This is a genomic window from Bradyrhizobium sp. LA6.8, from assembly GCF_040547935.1.
In the GTDB taxonomy this organism is placed as follows: Bacteria; Pseudomonadota; Alphaproteobacteria; order Rhizobiales; family Xanthobacteraceae; genus Bradyrhizobium; species Bradyrhizobium barranii.
This window is the reverse complement of sequence record NZ_JBEPQQ010000003.1, coordinates 226,514-242,218: the sequence shown is the minus strand read 5'-3', so window position 1 is coordinate 242,218 and position 15,705 is coordinate 226,514. Positions and strand designations below refer to the sequence as shown.

Here is a 15,705-nt window from a genome sequence, read left to right as displayed (position 1 = left end):
CGCGTCCAGGGATCAGAATGGGATGCGCGCGCGTCCCGTGAACGTCCAGATCTGCGTGTTGCTGCCGATGCCGCCGAGTTCGGCGCCGAAGCCGACCGTAGTGCCGCCCGCCAGCCTTGCGCCGATGCCGCCTGTGATGCGGGCTGACCAGCCCTGGAGCAATGGTGTCGAAGCGAGCGGGATGCCGCCCGCGGCAACGATCGCGGCCGCATCGTCCTGCGTGAAGTAATAGTCGGCAAACACGCCGGCATAGGGCGCCAGCAGCACGCTATCGAGCCACGGTATGGGGTAGGAGACCCTGTTGCCGGCAGACGCGCGGCCGCTCGAGAAGGTGCGGGCCGCCTGCTGGGTGCCGAGCGAGTCGACATAGGCGTTTTCCCGCTCCCAGATCGCGTAGACCCTGGCCGACGGTTCGATATTGAAATTGGCCCAGCTGTAGCTGCCGGTGAAGCCGGTCGCGAATATCCAGCGATTGCCGTTGAAGTTGCCTTGCGCCGTGCCGGCGGTGCCGTCATAGCCGATGCCGGAATAGGTCACGGCCACATCGTAACGCAGCGTCGGGATGATCTTCCAGCCGAGATAGGCGCCGACGGTCCAGCCGTCGCCCTTCAGCTTTCCGTTGATGTCGGTCTGGGTGTAGCTGAAGTTCTCGTAGCCGCCGGTCACACCGACCAGCAAATTGGGTCTCGCCCGGTAGGTCAGTCCCGACAGCAGGTTGATCTGCTGGCCGAAAAGCGTGGCCTGGGTTGCACCCTGACCGATGTTGCCGGACGAGCCCCATTGATCGATGCCGCTGCCGCGCACGTCGATCCAGAACAGCCAGTCCTTCTGCTCCCTGAAGCGCGCAGCCGGTGCCTTGGTCGGAGCCGCCCGATCGATCGCGGCGAAGGCGTCATCGATCCGCGAGGAGCCGCGCCCGCGGCCGCCGGTCCGGCCGGAGCCGCCGTCGCCCGAATAGGCGTTCAAACTTTGAGAACCGGGCTGCTGACCGGATTTGGGCTTGTCGTCCTCATCGCCGTCGGGCGCGGCGGCGAAATTGACGCGCAGCCCGCCCGCGCCTGGCATGATGTATTGCCCGCCGTCGCTGAACCCTTCGGAAATCGCGGTGTCAATCGAACCGGAGATCGCCTGTCCCGAGCTCTGCGCCACGATCTTGGTGACGTTGAGCTGGAGGGCGCGCAGCTTGGCGCTGTCGGCGGGAATGTCGACCGACTGGTTCAGAGCCGGCGATGTCGAGGCGTTGAAGGCCACACTGCCGTTGTAGGTCGCCGTGATGCTGTGATTGCCGACGGGGAGCGTGGTCGTGGCAAAGGTGGCGTCACCGGCCGACAGGGTAGACGTGCCGATCGGCGTGCCGCCGTCGTTGAAAGTGACCGTTCCCGTCGGCGTTCCGCCCGAACTCCTCACCTTGGCCGTGAACGTTACAGACTCGCCGTAGCTGCTCGGATTCTTCGACGAGGTGAGCTCCGTGGTGGTCGTCGCGGACAGATAGGTGAACCTGTCTGCCGCCGAGGTCGGCGACGTCCCTCCGGCCGTCGTCACGGTGACATCGACCGTGCCGGCGCCGGGCGGCGAGGTTGCCGTGATCGACGTTGCCGAATTAACCGTGAAGCTGGTCGCGTTGTTGGCGCCGAACTTCACTGCGGTGGCGCCGGTGAATCCGGTCCCCGTGACCGCCACGGAGGTGCTGCCGATCGCGGATCCGGAGCTCGGTGAGATTGAGCCGACCGTTGGTGCCGGCGTGTAGCTGAATTGGTCCGATGCCGATGTGGCGGACGTTCCGTCTGGCGTCGTCACGGTGACATCGACCGTACCGGCGCCGGCCGGCGAGACCGCGGTGATCGAGGTCGCGGAATTGACCGTGAAGCTCGATGCATTCGTCACCCCGAACTTCACGGCGGTCGCACCGGTGAAATTGGTGCCGGTGACGGTCACCGACGTGCCGCCTGCGAGCGGGCCGCCCGTCGGCGAGATCGACGTCACGGTCGGCACGGCGAAATAGGTGAACTGGTCTGCCGCCGATGTGGCCGAGGTGCCGCCCGTGGTCGTCACCCTGACGTCGACGGTACCGGTGCCGGCCGGCGATGTCGCGGTGATCGAGGTTGCGGAGTTGACGGTGAAGCCCGCCGCCGCGGTTGCACCGAACGTCACGGCTGTCGCGCTGGTGAAATTGGTGCCCGTGATCGTTACCACCGTGCCGCCGGCCGCCGGCCCCGACGTCGGCGAAAGCGACGTGACGGCTGGCGTGGCGACATAGGTGAACTGGTCGGCGGCGGAGGTGGCCGAGGTGCCGCCTGGATTGGTCACGCGGAGGTCAACGGTGCTGGTACCGGCGGGTGACGTCGCGGTGATTGATGTTGACGAATTGACCGTGATACTCGTTGCGGCGGTTGCGCCGAATGTCACTGCGGTGGCGCCGGTGAAGCCTGTGCCCGTGACCGTCACGACCGTGCCGCCTGTCTGCGGACCCGTAGTCGGTGAGATCGAGGTGACGGTCGGCGCGGCGGTGTAGGTGAATTGGTCAGCGGCGGACATTGCCGACGTTCCGCCCACGGTGGTCACTCTGACATCTACGGTGCCGGCCCCGGCAGGCGATGTCGCGGTGATCTGGGTTGCCGAATTGACGGTGAAGCCGGCCGCCGCCGTGGCGCCGAACGTCACCGCCGTTGCACCTGACAGATTGGCGCCGGTGATCGTGACCGTCGTGCCGCCGCCCAGGGGGCCGCCTGTCGGCGAAATCGACGTGATGGAGGGAGGGCCGGCATAGGTGAATTGATCAGCGGCCGAGGTCGCGGATGTCCCGCCCGGCGTCGTGACCCTCACGTCCACGACGCCGGTCCCGGGCGGCGAGGTCGCTGTGATCGATGTTGCGGAATTGAACGTGAAGCCGGCTGCGGCCGTCCCGCCGAATGACACGGCCGTGACGCCGGTGAAATTCGTGCCCGTGATCGTCACCACCGTGCCGCCTGTCTGCGGGCCCGCAGTGGGTGAGATCGAGGTGACGGTCGGTGAGGGAATATAGGTGAACTGGTCCGCTGCCGATGTTGCCGACGTGCCGCCGGCTGTCGTCACCCTGATGTCGATCGTGCTGGTTCCTGCCGGCGACGTCGCGGTGATCTGGGTCGCCGAATTGACCGTGACGCCAGTCGCAGCCGCTGCTCCGAACACCACGGCCGTCGCGCCTGAGAAGTTGGTGCCGGTGATGGTTACGGTGGTGCCGCCGCCACCCGGACCCGAGGTCGGCGAAATCGAAGTGACCGTCGGTGCCGGAACATAAGTGAATTGATCGGCTGCTGACGTTGCCGATGTTCCGCCCACGGTCGTCACCGTGATGTCGACCGTACCAGTGCCTGCGGGCGATGTCGCGGTGATCTGGGTCGCCGAATTGACCGCGAAACCGGTTGCCGCCGTTGCGCCGAACGTGACCGCAGTTGCTCCGGAGAAGTTCGTACCGGTGATGACCACGGTCGTGCCGCCGGTCTGCGGGCCTGATGTCGGCGAGATCGATGTCACGGTTGGCGGAGCTGCATAGGTGAACTGATCAGCAGCCGAGGTCGCTGATGTCCCGCCCGGTGTCGTGACCCTGACGTCAACAGCACCGGCGGCCCCCGCCGGCGAGGTCGCGGTGATCGAGGTCGCTGAATTGAACGTGAAGCCGGCCGCCGCGGTCCCGCCGAACGTCACGGCCGTGACTCCGGTGAAGTTGGTGCCGGTGATCGTCACCGACGTCCCGCCGGCCGCCGGACCTGCGGTCGGGGAGATCGAGGTGATTGTGGGAGCGGCAATATAAGTGAACTGGTCCGCCGCGGATATTGCCGACGTCCCGCCGGCCGTCGTCACTCGGATATCCACGGTGCTGGTCCCGGCCGGAGATGTCGCGGTGATCTGGGTCGCCGAATTGACGGTGAAGCCGGCCGCGGCCGCTGCCCCGAACGTCACGGCCGTCGCACCTGTGAAGTTGGTGCCGGTGATGGTCACGGTGGTGCCGCCGCCGCCCGGGCCCGACGTCGGCGAGATCGAGGTGACGGTGGGCGCGGCCACATAGGTGAACTGGTCGGAGGCCGTGGTCGCGGATGTCCCGCCTACTGTCGTGACGGTGACGTCGACGGTGCCGGTTCCGGCAGGCGCGGTGGCCGTGATCTGGGTATTGGAATTGACCGTGTAGCTCGCGGCATTGGTGGCGCCGAACTTCACGCCGGCAGCGCCTGTGGTCGTGCTGAAATTCGTGCCGGTGATGATCACCGATGTGCCGCCACCGGTTGGACCTGATGTCGGCGATATCGAGGTTACAGTCGGCGCGGCAACATAGGTGTATTGGTCTGCCGCCGATGTCGGCGACGTCGAGCCGTTGGTGACCGTGATATCGACAGTCCCGGCGGACCCTGCGGGCGCGGTCGCGGTGATCTGCGTATTGGAATTGACGGTGTAACCCGTCGCGTTGGTGGCGCCGAACTTGACGCCGGCTGCGCCAGTCGTCCCGGTGAAGTTGGTGCCGGTGATCACTACCGAAGTGCCGCCGGCGAGCGGCCCGGTCGTCGGTGAAATCGACGTCACCGTGGGGCTGGGTAGGTTGATCGTGAACGTATAAGGGGTGTTCGCGATCGAACTGCCGGAGCAGCCCACGTTGAAATCGCTGCAGCCCGGCGTGTAATACAGGGTGATCGAGTCCTGTCCGCCACCTGTCTTGCTGTTCAGCGTGATATCGATCTCGGCCTGGCCAGCCTTCGCGGATTGACCGTTTTGGTTCGGGTTCGTTGGATGAAATGTGTAAGTTGCCTTTGACGTGGTCGGATTGTAATCGGCCGCTGTGAGCAGTGGGCTGCCCGAATGGCCGCTCGAATTTGTGATCGGTGCATTGTAAAAGGCGTCTGTGCCCGCGACGGAATAGACGCCGTATACAACCGAGTCGTCGGCCGCGGCTGCGCCGACGGTCAGACACAGGCGATAGATCTGACCGACCGACGTGAAGTTGATGGTCACGCCCGACGTCGAATCCGTCGTTTGATCGCAAGCCGCGTTCGCCGCCGCCATCGCGCCGAGCATCACGACGGCCGCGATGCAGATGCGTTGAGCCGCCCGCCAGAGAGAGCGCAATATCCGCGAAGGCTTAGGTTCACCATCGCGTGTCGGGACCGCCAATTTCCCGATTATCTCTGGAATGGCCACCGCAATCGCGTGACTCACCGGCCCCCCTTGGCGGTAGCTCTCGATAGAGCATCCGCCTAAAATCCCTGATTGTGAAATTATTCGCCTATATCGTTGCGTGCATTTGACGGGACGCGGTGCGCAACGCAAGCGAGCGAGCCAGCCAAACTGCCGAAACCAAGTCGCGGGCACTACTTTGCGGCGAACCGTTGCAGAGCGGCAACAAAAGCGTGCTTTGATGGCAATCGACGGAAACGCTTGGCGTATCAATTTATGGTTGCGCTTGCGCTTGACTGTCAACGCTGACTGTTCAACAATCTCGGCGAGTGGGCCGCAATAAATTCATTCTTTAATTTAAGTGCCGCCGTCGTGGTTTGCATCATCACGCGACGGGTCGTTAGTTTTTTGGGGGAGGGGTCATGCCGTTACAGCCGGTTCTCGGACAAATCATGCCTTTTGCGGGCGCAGTGATTCCCAGAGGTTGGGCGCTGTGTAACGGTGCGCTGCTGGCTATCCAGCAAAATGCCGGGCTGTTCTCGTTGCTCGGCACCTATTACGGCGGCAACGGAGTGACGACGTTTGCACTCCCGGATCTGCGCGGTCGCGCGATCCTCGGCTCGAGTGGCGCCGGCCAATATCCCGTGGGGTTGACCGGCGGGTCGTATATGGCCAGCCTCAATGTGCAGCAGCTCCCGGCCCACAATCATCTCATTCAAGTGTCTGCAGCGGTCGGAGGAGGCGGACGCGGGAGCGTCCCTCCCACAGGCAACGTCTTCGCGACAAACTCACTGCCGGCGACCAACCCGACGAAGATTTTTGCCGCAGCCGGGAGCGGCGACACGCCATTGGCCACCGCCACCAATCTGGTGAACGAAGGCGGCAACCAGCAGCATAACAACATGCAGCCCTATCTCACGATCAGCTATCTGATCGCGACGCAGGGGATTTTTCCGTCGCGAAGCTGAGCGGCTGCACGGCCGCATTTTCGCAAACGTAATCCGTCCACTTCAATTTTCCCATATTCGCGCATTCGCCGATCGGATCGGAACGGGCGCACACCAAAGGATCATATGCGATGGCAGATCCGTTTATCGGCGAGATCAGGTTGTTCGGCTTTCCGCGGGTGCCGGACGGCTGGTTCGCCTGCAATGGACAGTCGGTCTCGATTGCCCAATTTGAAACGCTTTACGCCGTGATCGGCACCACCTATGGCGGCGATGGCGTCAACACGTTCAACCTTCCTGATCTACGCGGCCGTGTTCCGATCGGACAGGGACAGGGGACGGGCCTTCCGAACTATACGCTAGGCCAGCCCGGGGGCGAGGAGAACCACACCCTGATCGAAGCCGAAATGCCGACCCACAGTCATGCGCTGATGTCCTCGACCGCGACGGCAACGGATGTAACGCCCGGGCCGACCCTCCATCTTGCCACGGCGTCAGCAGGTGAACTCTACGCACCGATTGCGAACGCCGGGACGTACTCCACGATGGCCCCCTGCGTCGCCACTTCGGGCAACAGCATCGGGCACAACAACATGATGCCGAGCGTGGTTGCCAATTACTGCATTTGCTACGCGGGCGTCTTCCCTTCGTCCGGTTAGGCCGCGCACGCATCCGTATTCAGTCTCAAGGAAAGACAACATGTCAGATCCGTTCGTCGGAGAAATCCAGGCTTTTACGTTTCCTTTTGCAGTCGGCGGCTTCAACAGCGCCTGGCTGCCGTGCGGCGGCCAGCTCCTGCCAATTCAGGGTCACAGTGCGTTATTTGCACTCATCGGTACCTATTACGGCGGCAATGGCACGACCAATTTCGCCTTGCCGAACCTGAACGGTTCGGTCGCGATCGGTCAGGGGCAAGGCCCGGGATTGCAAAATTATGTCGTCGGCGAGACCGTCGGCAGTTCGACGGTGACGCTGATCGGCGACAACATGGCGAGGCACACGCACGCCCTGCAACTCGGCAACAAGAGCGCGACAGGCGCTACGGCAGGTCCCGGCGCGGCGGGGACCACGGTTGCGATCGACCCGAACTTCACCGGCTTCACGGCGCCACCCGGCAGTCTCACCTTGGTGCCAAGCGCCGTCACACTCACCGGGCAGAACCTGCCGCACGACAACATGCAGCCGACCCAGGCGATCGTCTGGTGTATCGCCTACGCGGGAATCTTTCCGGCTTTCGGCAGCTCCTGAACGATCTTGAGTGGCGACGGCATGATTGACGGCGCGCCGCTCGACATCGTCCCGGACGATCCGGCTCTTCGGCTTCGGCCCGCAGGCCCGAATGACGAGCCGTTCATCCGGCGTCTCTTCGAGGAGGTGCGGACAGGGCAATTCACCGCGACCGGATTGTCCGGGCCGATCGTCGGCCAGATCATCGCGCAACAGTTCCGCAGCCAGGCGGCCGGCTATGCCGCGCAGTTTCCGGGGGCGATCTCGCTGATCGTCACACAGGACGGGACCGCGATCGGCCGGCTGCTGCTTCATTGCGAAAGCGAGCACTGGCACATCATCGACATCGCGCTGCTGCCGGCCGATTGCGGTCGCGGCGCCGGCACGAAGATCCTCGACGCGCTCGAAGCGAGCGCACGGCAGCAGGGTGTCGGCGCGCTGACGCTCTCGGTGCTCGCGGACAATTCGGCCGCGCTCAGGTTTTACCTGCGGCGAGGATTTGCCGAGACCGGGCAGGCGGGCGCCGCCCACATCGCGATGAAAAAGGATCTCGCCTAACGCACAGCCACTTCGCGCAGGAACTTCAGCAGCGCAGCGTTGACCTCGTCGGGCCGCTCCTGCTGGACCCAATGGCCGGCGCCCTCGATGATCAGCTTCCGCGTCAGATTGGGCAGCACGCGCTCGAGCTCGTTGACGCGCTTGGCGCCGATCAGGCCGGTGATGACGGCGTCTTTCGAACCGGCAATGAAAAGCGATGGCTGATGGATCTGCGCGTCCTGCCAGGGCGCCGTCAGCTCCCAATTGCGGTCGAGGTTGCGATACCAGTTCAGCCCGCCGCGGAAGCCGGACTTGCGGAAGCTTTCCGTGAAATAGGCGAGGTCGGCCTCGCTGAGCCAGTTGGGCAGCGGCTCCTCGGCGAGCGCGTGACCGAGAAAGCCCTTGCCCTCCTGGACGAACATCGCGGCGCTGGGATCGGCAAGGCCGCGGCCGCCGAGCACGATGCGCATGGTGCGGGCAATGTCACGCTCGAACTCGGCCTCGGCGACGCCGGGCGTCTGGAAATACTGCCAGTAGAAATTGGTGACGCCGCCCTGGCGCAGCAGATCGAGCGGCTTGCCGCGGCCGCGGAATGGCGGCGGCACGCTCAGGCCCGCCACCGCCGTGAAGATGTCGGGCCGGAACAACGCCGCGTGCCAGGCGACCGGCGCGCCCCAGTCGTGGCCGACCACCATCGCCTTGCTTTCGCCGAGCGCCTGCACGAGGCCAACGATGTCGCCGACCGTGTCGAAGATCGAGTAGGCGGCAACGTCCGCCGGCGCCGCGCTCTGGCCGTAGCCGCGCATGTCGGGGGCCACGACGCGAAATCCGGCGTCGGCGAGCGCCGGGATCTGGTGGCGCCAGGAGTAGGATAGCTCGGGCCAGCCGTGGCACAGCACCACCAGCGGACCCTGGCCGGCTTCGCGGATGAACAGGTCGATCCCGTTGGCCTTGATGACGCGGGTGGACAACATCGCTTTTCCGCCTTGTTTCAGGGGTTTGGTCGGGAAATATGAGGTGCCACGATAGGGGCGCGCAGAGAATCGTGCAATCTCGGGTTCGGCGGCCAGCCCCGTGTTGTTCGCACCGGTTCCTGCTGTTAGAACGCCGTTCTCAGGGCTTCGCCATGGCATTTCGTCTTTTTCCGCTCCGTCGCACCCGGTTCTCCGCCGGTGCGCTGGCGCGCGGGCTGATCGCTGCGGTTCTGGTGGCGGGCATCGGCTGGGGCGGGGCCCTCTACGCCGCCAATCAGAGCATCCAGGGCGCCAAGAAAGCCGAGGATTCCGGCTTCGATGGCGACGCCCCCACCGCGATCCTGATCGAGGCCTCCAGCGGCAGCGTGCTGTTCGACAAGAACGCCGACGAGCTGCGCGCGCCCTCCAGCATGATGAAGCTGATGACGGCCGAAGTCGTCTTCAACGCCATCAAGAAGGGCGACATCAAGCCGACCGACGAGTACCGGATCAGCGAGAACGCCTGGCGCAAGGGCGGGGCGCCCTCGGGCGGCTCGACCATGTTCGCCGCCATCAACAGCAAGGTTTCGGTCGACGATCTCCTGCATGGCGCGATCATCCAGAGCGGCAATGACGCCTGCATCGCGCTGGCCGAGGGCATTGCCGGCAATGAGAAGATCTTTGCCGCCGACTTCATGACCAAGCGTGCCCGCGAGCTCGGCATGACGAAGTCGACCTTCGGCAATTCCAACGGCCTGCCCGATCCCGGCAACAAGATGACGGTGCGCGAGCTCGGCATCCTCGCCCGCCACATCATCCTCGACTTCCCCGAATTCTACAAACTGTTCGGCGAGAAGGAGTACACCTGGAACAAGATCCGCCAGCCGAACCGCAATCCTCTGCTCAATTCGATGGAAGGCGCCGACGGTCTGAAGACCGGTTACACCAAGGAAGGCGGCTACGGCATGGTCGGCTCGGCCGTGCAGAACGGCACGCGGCTGATCGTGGTCGTCAATGGCCTGGAAGATCCTGAGGATCGCGCCACCGAAGCCAAGAAGATGCTGGAATGGGGCTTTCGCAATTTCGAGACCCGCACACTGATCGCGGCCGACCAACAGGTTGGCTACGCAAAAGTGTTTGGCGGCGAGAGCCGCTCGGTCAAGCTCGTCGCCAAGACGCCCGTCAAGGTGATGGTGCACAAGAACGGCAGCGACAAGCTGATTGCGCGCATCGTCTATAGCGGACCGGTGCGCGCGCCGATCGAAGCCGGCCAGAAGGTCGGCGTGGTCAAGGTCTGGCGCAGCGGCAATATCGCGGTGGAGACGCCCGTCTATGCCGCCGAAGCGATCGGCACCGGCTCGACCATGCGCCGCGCGATCGACGGTGCCAGCGAGCTCGTGATCGGCATGTTCCGCGCGGGCGCCGAGAAGCTCTGATCATGAGTGAGAGCGCAGCACAGCGACCGTCCGGACGCGGACGCTTCATCACCTTTGAAGGCGGCGAGGGCACCGGCAAGTCGACCCAGATCAAGAAGCTTTCCGACCGCCTCACTGCGGCCAGGATGCGCACCCTCGTCACGCGCGAGCCCGGCGGCTCGCCGGGTGCCGAGATCATGCGTCACCTGGTGCTGTCGGGGATGGGCAAGCTGCTCGGGCCCGAAGCCGAGACGCTGCTGTTCGCGGCTGCACGCGATGACCATGTCCGCACCGTGATCCAGCCTGCGCTCAATCGGGGCGCCTGGGTGCTGTGCGACCGCTTCGCCGACTCGACGCGGGCGTATCAAGGCAGCCTCGGCCGCGTGCCGATGGGCCTGATCAACGCGATGCAGCGGGTCACGATCGGCGATCTCAAGCCGGACCTCACCCTCATCCTCGATTTGCCGGTCGAGATTGGATTGCAGCGCGCCGCCGTGCGTCGTGGTAGCGGCACACCTGACAGGTTCGAGGGCGAGCAGCTCAGCTTCCACCAGGGCCTGCGCGAGGCCTATCGCAAGATCGCCGAGGACGATCCCGGCCGTTGCGTCCTGATCGATGCCAATTCCGATCCCGACACGGTTGCCGGACGAGTCTGGACGGCGCTGCGCGACCGTCTTCTCCCAACCCCTGCATCGGTGGTTTCCCTATGAGCCCGCGCCAGGCCGAACGCGAAACCGCCATTCCGCATCCGCGCGAGACGAACCTTCTGTTCGGCCATCGCGAGGCCGAGACGGCGCTGCTCGCGGCCTATCGCAGCGGGCGCATCCCGCATGCCTGGCTGATCGGCGGGCCGCAGGGGATCGGCAAGGCGACGCTGGCCTATCGCATGGCGCGCTTCGTGCTGTCCAACGGCCAGCCGCTGGCGCCGTCCGTGCAGCGCGCCGAGACCCTCGCGATCGATCCTGATAACGCCGTGGCGCGGCAGGTTGCGGCCAGCTCGCATGGCGGGCTGTTGACGCTGGAACGCACCGCCAACGACCGCGGCGTGATGCGCACCGTGATCACCGTGGACGAGACGCGGGAGACGATCGGTTTCTTCGGCTCGACTGCTGCGGCAGAAGGCTGGCGCGTCTGCATCGTCGACACCGTCGACGAGCTCAACCCGAATGCCGCCAACGCGCTGCTGAAAATCCTCGAGGAACCGCCGCAGCAGTCGCTGTTCCTCCTGGTCAGCCACGCGCCGGCGCGCGTGCTCGCCACGATCCAGTCGCGCTGCCGCAAGCTGCGCCTGCGCCCGCTCGGCACGGATGACGTGATCGGCGCCGCAGCTTCGACGGCTGACCTCGACCCGAACGATCCGGCGCTGCGCGAGGCCGCGGAGGCCTCCGAGGGCAGCGTCGCGCGGGCGCTGACGCTGCTCGGCGGCGATGCCCTGAAGCTGCAGCAGCGCACGGCGGCGCTGCTTGCGCGCCTGCCACAGGTCGATCCGCGCGAACTGCACACGCTCGGCGATTCGCTCGGCACCAGTGACCGCGTCGCGCTGGCGGCCTTCATCGACGGCATCGATCGCTGGATCGCGGAACGCCTGCACTCCGACGAGGCCAATGCCAACCAGAATCTGCCGCGCCTTGCGCGCCTAGCTGAGGTATGGGAAAAGATCGTCCGCGCCGCGCGCGACACCGAAACCTACAATCTGGAGCGAAAGCCCTTGGTTTTCTCGGTGTTCGGCTGGCTGGCGGACGCAACGCGCTAGAGCATGATCCGGAAAAGTGTGCAGCGGTTTTCCGACAGGATCATGCTCCAAACAATGACCTAACGCAGGTTCGTTTCCAAATTTCGAGAAGCCGGTAAAGGAATTCGTCGTGGCCACGCGAGCTAAGAAAACCGCCAGGGGCAAGAGCAGCAAGAAGAAGGCTGCCAACAAGGCCGTGAAGAAGGCCGTGAAGGCGCTCGCGCGCAAAGCTGCCAAGAAGGTCAAGAAGACCAGGAAGGCTGCCGCCAAGAAGGGCGTGAAGAAGAGCGCTGCGAAGACGACAAAGAAGGCCGGCAAGAAGGCTGCGAAGAAGCAGGCCGTCGCCAAGAAGGCGGTGAAGAAAGCGGCCAAAAAGGCAGCCAAGTCTCCGGCGAAGAGCAAGGCTCCCGCGAAGAAGGCCGCCAAGAAAACGAAAGTGACTGCGCCTGCCGTGACCGTCGCACCGGCTCCCGTCGCCACGCCGCCGAAGGTTGTGAAGCCCAAGGTGTCGAAGCCGAAGGTGTCGAAGCCTGAGGCGCCGCCCGCACTGAGGCCCGTCGCAGCTTCGCAAGCCGCAACTCCCGTTGCTGCGCCCGCGCGCGACAACGTCTTCTACATCTCGACCGCCATCGCCTATCCCAACGGCAGCCCGCATATCGGCCACGCCTATGAGGCGATCTCGGCCGACGTGCTGGCGCGCTTTGCGCGGCTCGACGGCAAGGACGTGTTCTTCCTGACCGGCACCGACGAGCACGGTCAGAAGATGGTCCAGACCGCGCAGAACGAGGGCCTGACCCCGTCCGCGCTCGCGACCCGCAATGCTGGCCGCTTCAAGGAGATGGACGAGCGTCTGAACGTGTCGTTCGACCGCTTCATCCGCACCACCGAAGAGCAGCACCATCGCTCCAGCCAGGAGATCTGGCGGCGCATGGAAGCGAACGGCGACATCTACGCCGACAGCTATGCCGGCTGGTACTCGCTGCGCGACGAGGCGTATTACGCCGAGGACGAGACGCGCCTGAACGACGACGGCGTGCGCCTCGGCCCGCAAGGCACGCCAGTCGAATGGGTCGAGGAGAAGAGCTATTTCTTCCGCCTGTCGGCCTATCAGGACAAGCTTCTGAAGCTCTACGAAGATCATCCTGAATTCATTGGCCCGGACTCGCGCAAGAACGAGGTGGTGAGCTTCGTACGCGGCGGCCTGCGCGATCTCTCGATCTCGCGCACGACCTTCGATTGGGGCGTGAAAGTGCCCAGCGACGAAGAGCACGTGATGTATGTCTGGGTCGACGCGCTGACCAATTACATCACCGGCGTCGGATTCCCCGACGAGAGCGACAAGAACTGGCGCTACTGGCCGGCCGACGTGCATATCATCGGCAAGGACATCATCCGCTTCCACGCGGTCTACTGGCCCGCATTCCTGATGTCGGCCGGCATTTCGCTGCCGAAGAGGGTCTATGCCCATGGTTTCCTGTTCAACAGGGGCGAGAAGATGTCGAAGTCGGTCGGCAATGTCGTCGACCCTTTCAATCTTGCCGACCAGTATGGCGTCGACCAGATGCGCTATTTCTTCCTGCGCGAGGTCTCGTATGGCCAGGACGGCAACTACAACCACGAAGCCATCGTTGCGCGCATCAATGCCGATCTCGCCAACGACCTCGGCAACCTCGCGCAGCGCTCGCTGTCGATGATCGCCAAGCAGCTCGGCGGCGTGCTGCCGGAGCCGGGCGAGTTCAGCGACAATGATAGGGCGATTCTGACGATGGCGGACGGCATGATCGCCGCATCGCGCGAAGCGATGGCGACGCAGCAGATCCATCACTGGCTCAACGCCGTTTGGGCCGTGGTCGCGGAGGCCAACCGCTATTTCGCGGGCGAGGCGCCGTGGGCGCTCGCCAAGACCGATCCTGTCAGGCAGAAGACAGTGCTCTATGTCACCGCCGAAGTCGTGCGCCAGATCGCGATCCTAGCCCAGCCGGCGATGCCGACTGCCTCGGGCCTGCTGCTCGACAGCCTCGGCATTCCCGCGGGCGAGCGGAACTTCGCGATGCTCGGGGGCGCCAAACGGATCGCGCCAGGCTCGACGTTGCCGGCGCCGACACCGGCATTCCCGCGCTACATCGAGCCGGCGGCCTAGGGCGTTCGGGCGATGCTGGTCGACAGCCACTGCCATCTGGATTTTCCGGACTTTGCGGAAGATCTCGACGGGATCGTCTCGCGTGCACGTGCGGCCGGCATCGGCCGTATGGTCACGATCTCCACGCGGGTGCGAAAACTCAATCAGCTTCTGGCCATCGCTGAGCGCTACGACGACGTCTACTGCTCGGTCGGCACCCATCCGCACAACGCGGACGAGGAAGACGGCATCTCGCCGGACGAGCTGATCGGGTTGACCGAGCATCCCAAGGTGGTCGCGCTCGGCGAGGCCGGGCTCGACTATTTCTACGACAACGGCGCGCCGGAGGCGCAGGCGAGGGGCTTTCGCGCCCACATCGCGGCGGCCCGTGCGACCGGCCTGCCGCTGGTGATCCACACCCGCGAGGCGGACGAGGATTGCGGCCGCATCCTGGAGGAGGAAGCTGCCAAGGGATCGTTTCGCGCCGTGCTGCATTGCTACACGGGCGGGCGCGAGCTGGCGCTGAAGGCGGTGTCGCTCGGGCTCTATATCGGCTTCACGGGCATCCTGACCTTCAAGAAGTCGGAGACCCTCCGCGCGCTTGCGGCTGAACTGCCGTCTGACCGTATTCTGGTTGAAACAGACTCGCCCTATCTTGCGCCCGGCAAGTTCCGGGGCAAACGCAACGAGCCGGCCTATGTGGTCGAGGTCGCCAAGGTGCTCGCCGAAACGCGCGGCGTGTCGCTCGATGAGGTCTCACGCCAGACCACCGAAAACTTCTTCCGCCTGTTCTCCAAGGTGAAATCTTAGGACTGGGAGCCGCATGACGCTAACGCTGACGATCCTGGGCTGCGGCTCCTCCGCCGGCGTGCCGCGCCCGGCACTCGGCTGGGGCGCCTGCGACCCCAACAATCCAAAGAACCGCCGCCGCCGCTGCTCGCTGCTGGTTGAGCAGACATCACACCACGGCACCACGCGCATCGTGATCGACACCTCGCCCGACCTGCGCGAGCAGCTCATCGATACCAATGTCGACCACATCGACGCGGTGTTCCTGACCCATGAACATGCCGACCAGACCCACGGCATGGACGATCTGCGCTCCGTCGTGCTCCACATGCGCAAGCGCATTCCGGTCTATTTCAACCAGTCGACCGCGAAAGACATCATGGCGCGGTTCTCCTATTGCTTCATCTCGCCCGAGGGCAGCGACTATCCGCCGATCCTGCACCGGCATTCGATCGAGGCCGGCGAAAGCCGGACCATCAGCGGCAAGGGCGGCGACGTGACCATGACCGCCTTCCTGGTCCAACACGGCCAGATTCCCGCGCTCGGCTATCGCATCGGCAATGCCGCCTACACGCCCGACCTCAACGACATCCCGCGCGAGAGCTGGGGCGCGCTGGAGAATCTCGATCTCTGGATCGTCGACGGCTTGCGCTACACCCAGCATTCCAGCCATTTCAGTATCAACGATGCGCTGTCCTGGATCGAGCGCTTCAAGCCGAAGCGGGCCGTCATCACCAACATGACGGCCGACGTCGATTACGAGGTGATCCGGCAATCGCTGCCCGCGGGCGTGGTGCCGGCCTACGACGGCATGCGGCTCGAGACGCACTGATCGCGCCGGCTC

At 64.7% G+C, this 15,705-nt stretch carries 12 protein-coding genes; 10 read left to right on the top strand and 2 right to left on the bottom strand.

Translation table 11 applies throughout. The features are described from left to right. Window positions 1-12: 12 nt before the first annotated feature. Complete coding sequence (locus tag ABIA90_RS14755; RefSeq protein ID WP_502916629.1) at window positions 13-5,043, bottom strand: IPT/TIG domain-containing protein; 5,031 nt, start codon at window positions 5,041-5,043, stop codon at window positions 13-15. Window positions 5,044-5,564: 521 nt separating this feature from the next. On the opposite strand from ABIA90_RS14755, the gene ABIA90_RS14750 reads away from it, so the two are divergent. The 4 genes from ABIA90_RS14750 (at window position 5,565) to ABIA90_RS14735 (ending at window position 7,874) form a co-directional block, all read left to right on the top strand. Next, entirely contained in the window at window positions 5,565-6,110 is a 546-nt protein-coding gene (locus ABIA90_RS14750) for a phage tail protein (RefSeq protein WP_354118231.1), read from the top strand. Between the two features lie 110 nt (window positions 6,111-6,220). Further along, the gene (locus ABIA90_RS14745; RefSeq protein WP_085401506.1) at window positions 6,221-6,748 is read left to right on the top strand and encodes a phage tail protein; all 528 of its coding nucleotides are present in this window, start codon (window positions 6,221-6,223) and stop codon (window positions 6,746-6,748) included. A 40-nt stretch (window positions 6,749-6,788) separates the two neighbouring features. Further along, a complete protein-coding gene (locus ABIA90_RS14740; protein ID WP_063983288.1) occupies window positions 6,789-7,337 on the top strand; it encodes a phage tail protein in 549 nt (182 codons plus the stop codon). A gap of 21 nt (window positions 7,338-7,358) precedes the next feature. Beyond that, window positions 7,359-7,874 (top strand): GNAT family N-acetyltransferase, encoded by a 516-nt coding sequence (locus ABIA90_RS14735; RefSeq protein WP_354118232.1) that lies wholly within the window; start codon window positions 7,359-7,361, stop codon window positions 7,872-7,874. Here ABIA90_RS14735 and ABIA90_RS14730 read toward each other — a convergent pair. Further along, the gene (locus ABIA90_RS14730) at window positions 7,871-8,827 is read right to left on the bottom strand and encodes an alpha/beta fold hydrolase (protein WP_354118233.1); all 957 of its coding nucleotides are present in this window, start codon (window positions 8,825-8,827) and stop codon (window positions 7,871-7,873) included. The genes ABIA90_RS14735 and ABIA90_RS14730 overlap by 4 nt on opposite strands. Window positions 8,828-8,979: 152 nt before the next feature. Here ABIA90_RS14730 and ABIA90_RS14725 point away from each other — a divergent pair, with 152 nt between their 5' ends. From ABIA90_RS14725 to ABIA90_RS14700, 6 genes are all read left to right on the top strand, one after another. Further along, window positions 8,980-10,242: a D-alanyl-D-alanine carboxypeptidase family protein gene (locus ABIA90_RS14725; RefSeq protein WP_354118234.1), complete on the top strand. Its 1,263-nt coding sequence runs from the start codon at window positions 8,980-8,982 to the stop codon at window positions 10,240-10,242. A gap of 2 nt (window positions 10,243-10,244) precedes the next feature. Next, window positions 10,245-10,931 (top strand): dTMP kinase, encoded by a 687-nt coding sequence (tmk, locus tag ABIA90_RS14720; RefSeq protein ID WP_354118235.1) that lies wholly within the window; start codon window positions 10,245-10,247, stop codon window positions 10,929-10,931. Beyond that, window positions 10,928-11,974 carry a DNA polymerase III subunit delta' gene (locus ABIA90_RS14715; protein ID WP_354118236.1) on the top strand — a complete coding sequence of 349 codons (1,047 nt, stop codon included), beginning with the start codon at window positions 10,928-10,930 and terminating at the stop codon, window positions 11,972-11,974. Before tmk ends, ABIA90_RS14715 begins: the two co-directional genes overlap by 4 nt. A 109-nt stretch (window positions 11,975-12,083) precedes the next feature. After that, window positions 12,084-14,093: a methionine--tRNA ligase gene (gene metG / locus ABIA90_RS14710; RefSeq protein ID WP_354118237.1), complete on the top strand. Its 2,010-nt coding sequence runs from the start codon at window positions 12,084-12,086 to the stop codon at window positions 14,091-14,093. A 12-nt stretch (window positions 14,094-14,105) separates the two neighbouring features. Then, a complete protein-coding gene (locus ABIA90_RS14705) occupies window positions 14,106-14,882 on the top strand; it encodes a TatD family hydrolase (RefSeq protein WP_354118238.1) in 777 nt (258 codons plus the stop codon). Window positions 14,883-14,895: 13 nt separating this feature from the next. Next, window positions 14,896-15,693, top strand: a complete 798-nt coding sequence (locus tag ABIA90_RS14700; protein WP_071913919.1) for an MBL fold metallo-hydrolase — start codon at window positions 14,896-14,898, stop codon at window positions 15,691-15,693. Window positions 15,694-15,705 lie beyond the last annotated feature (12 nt).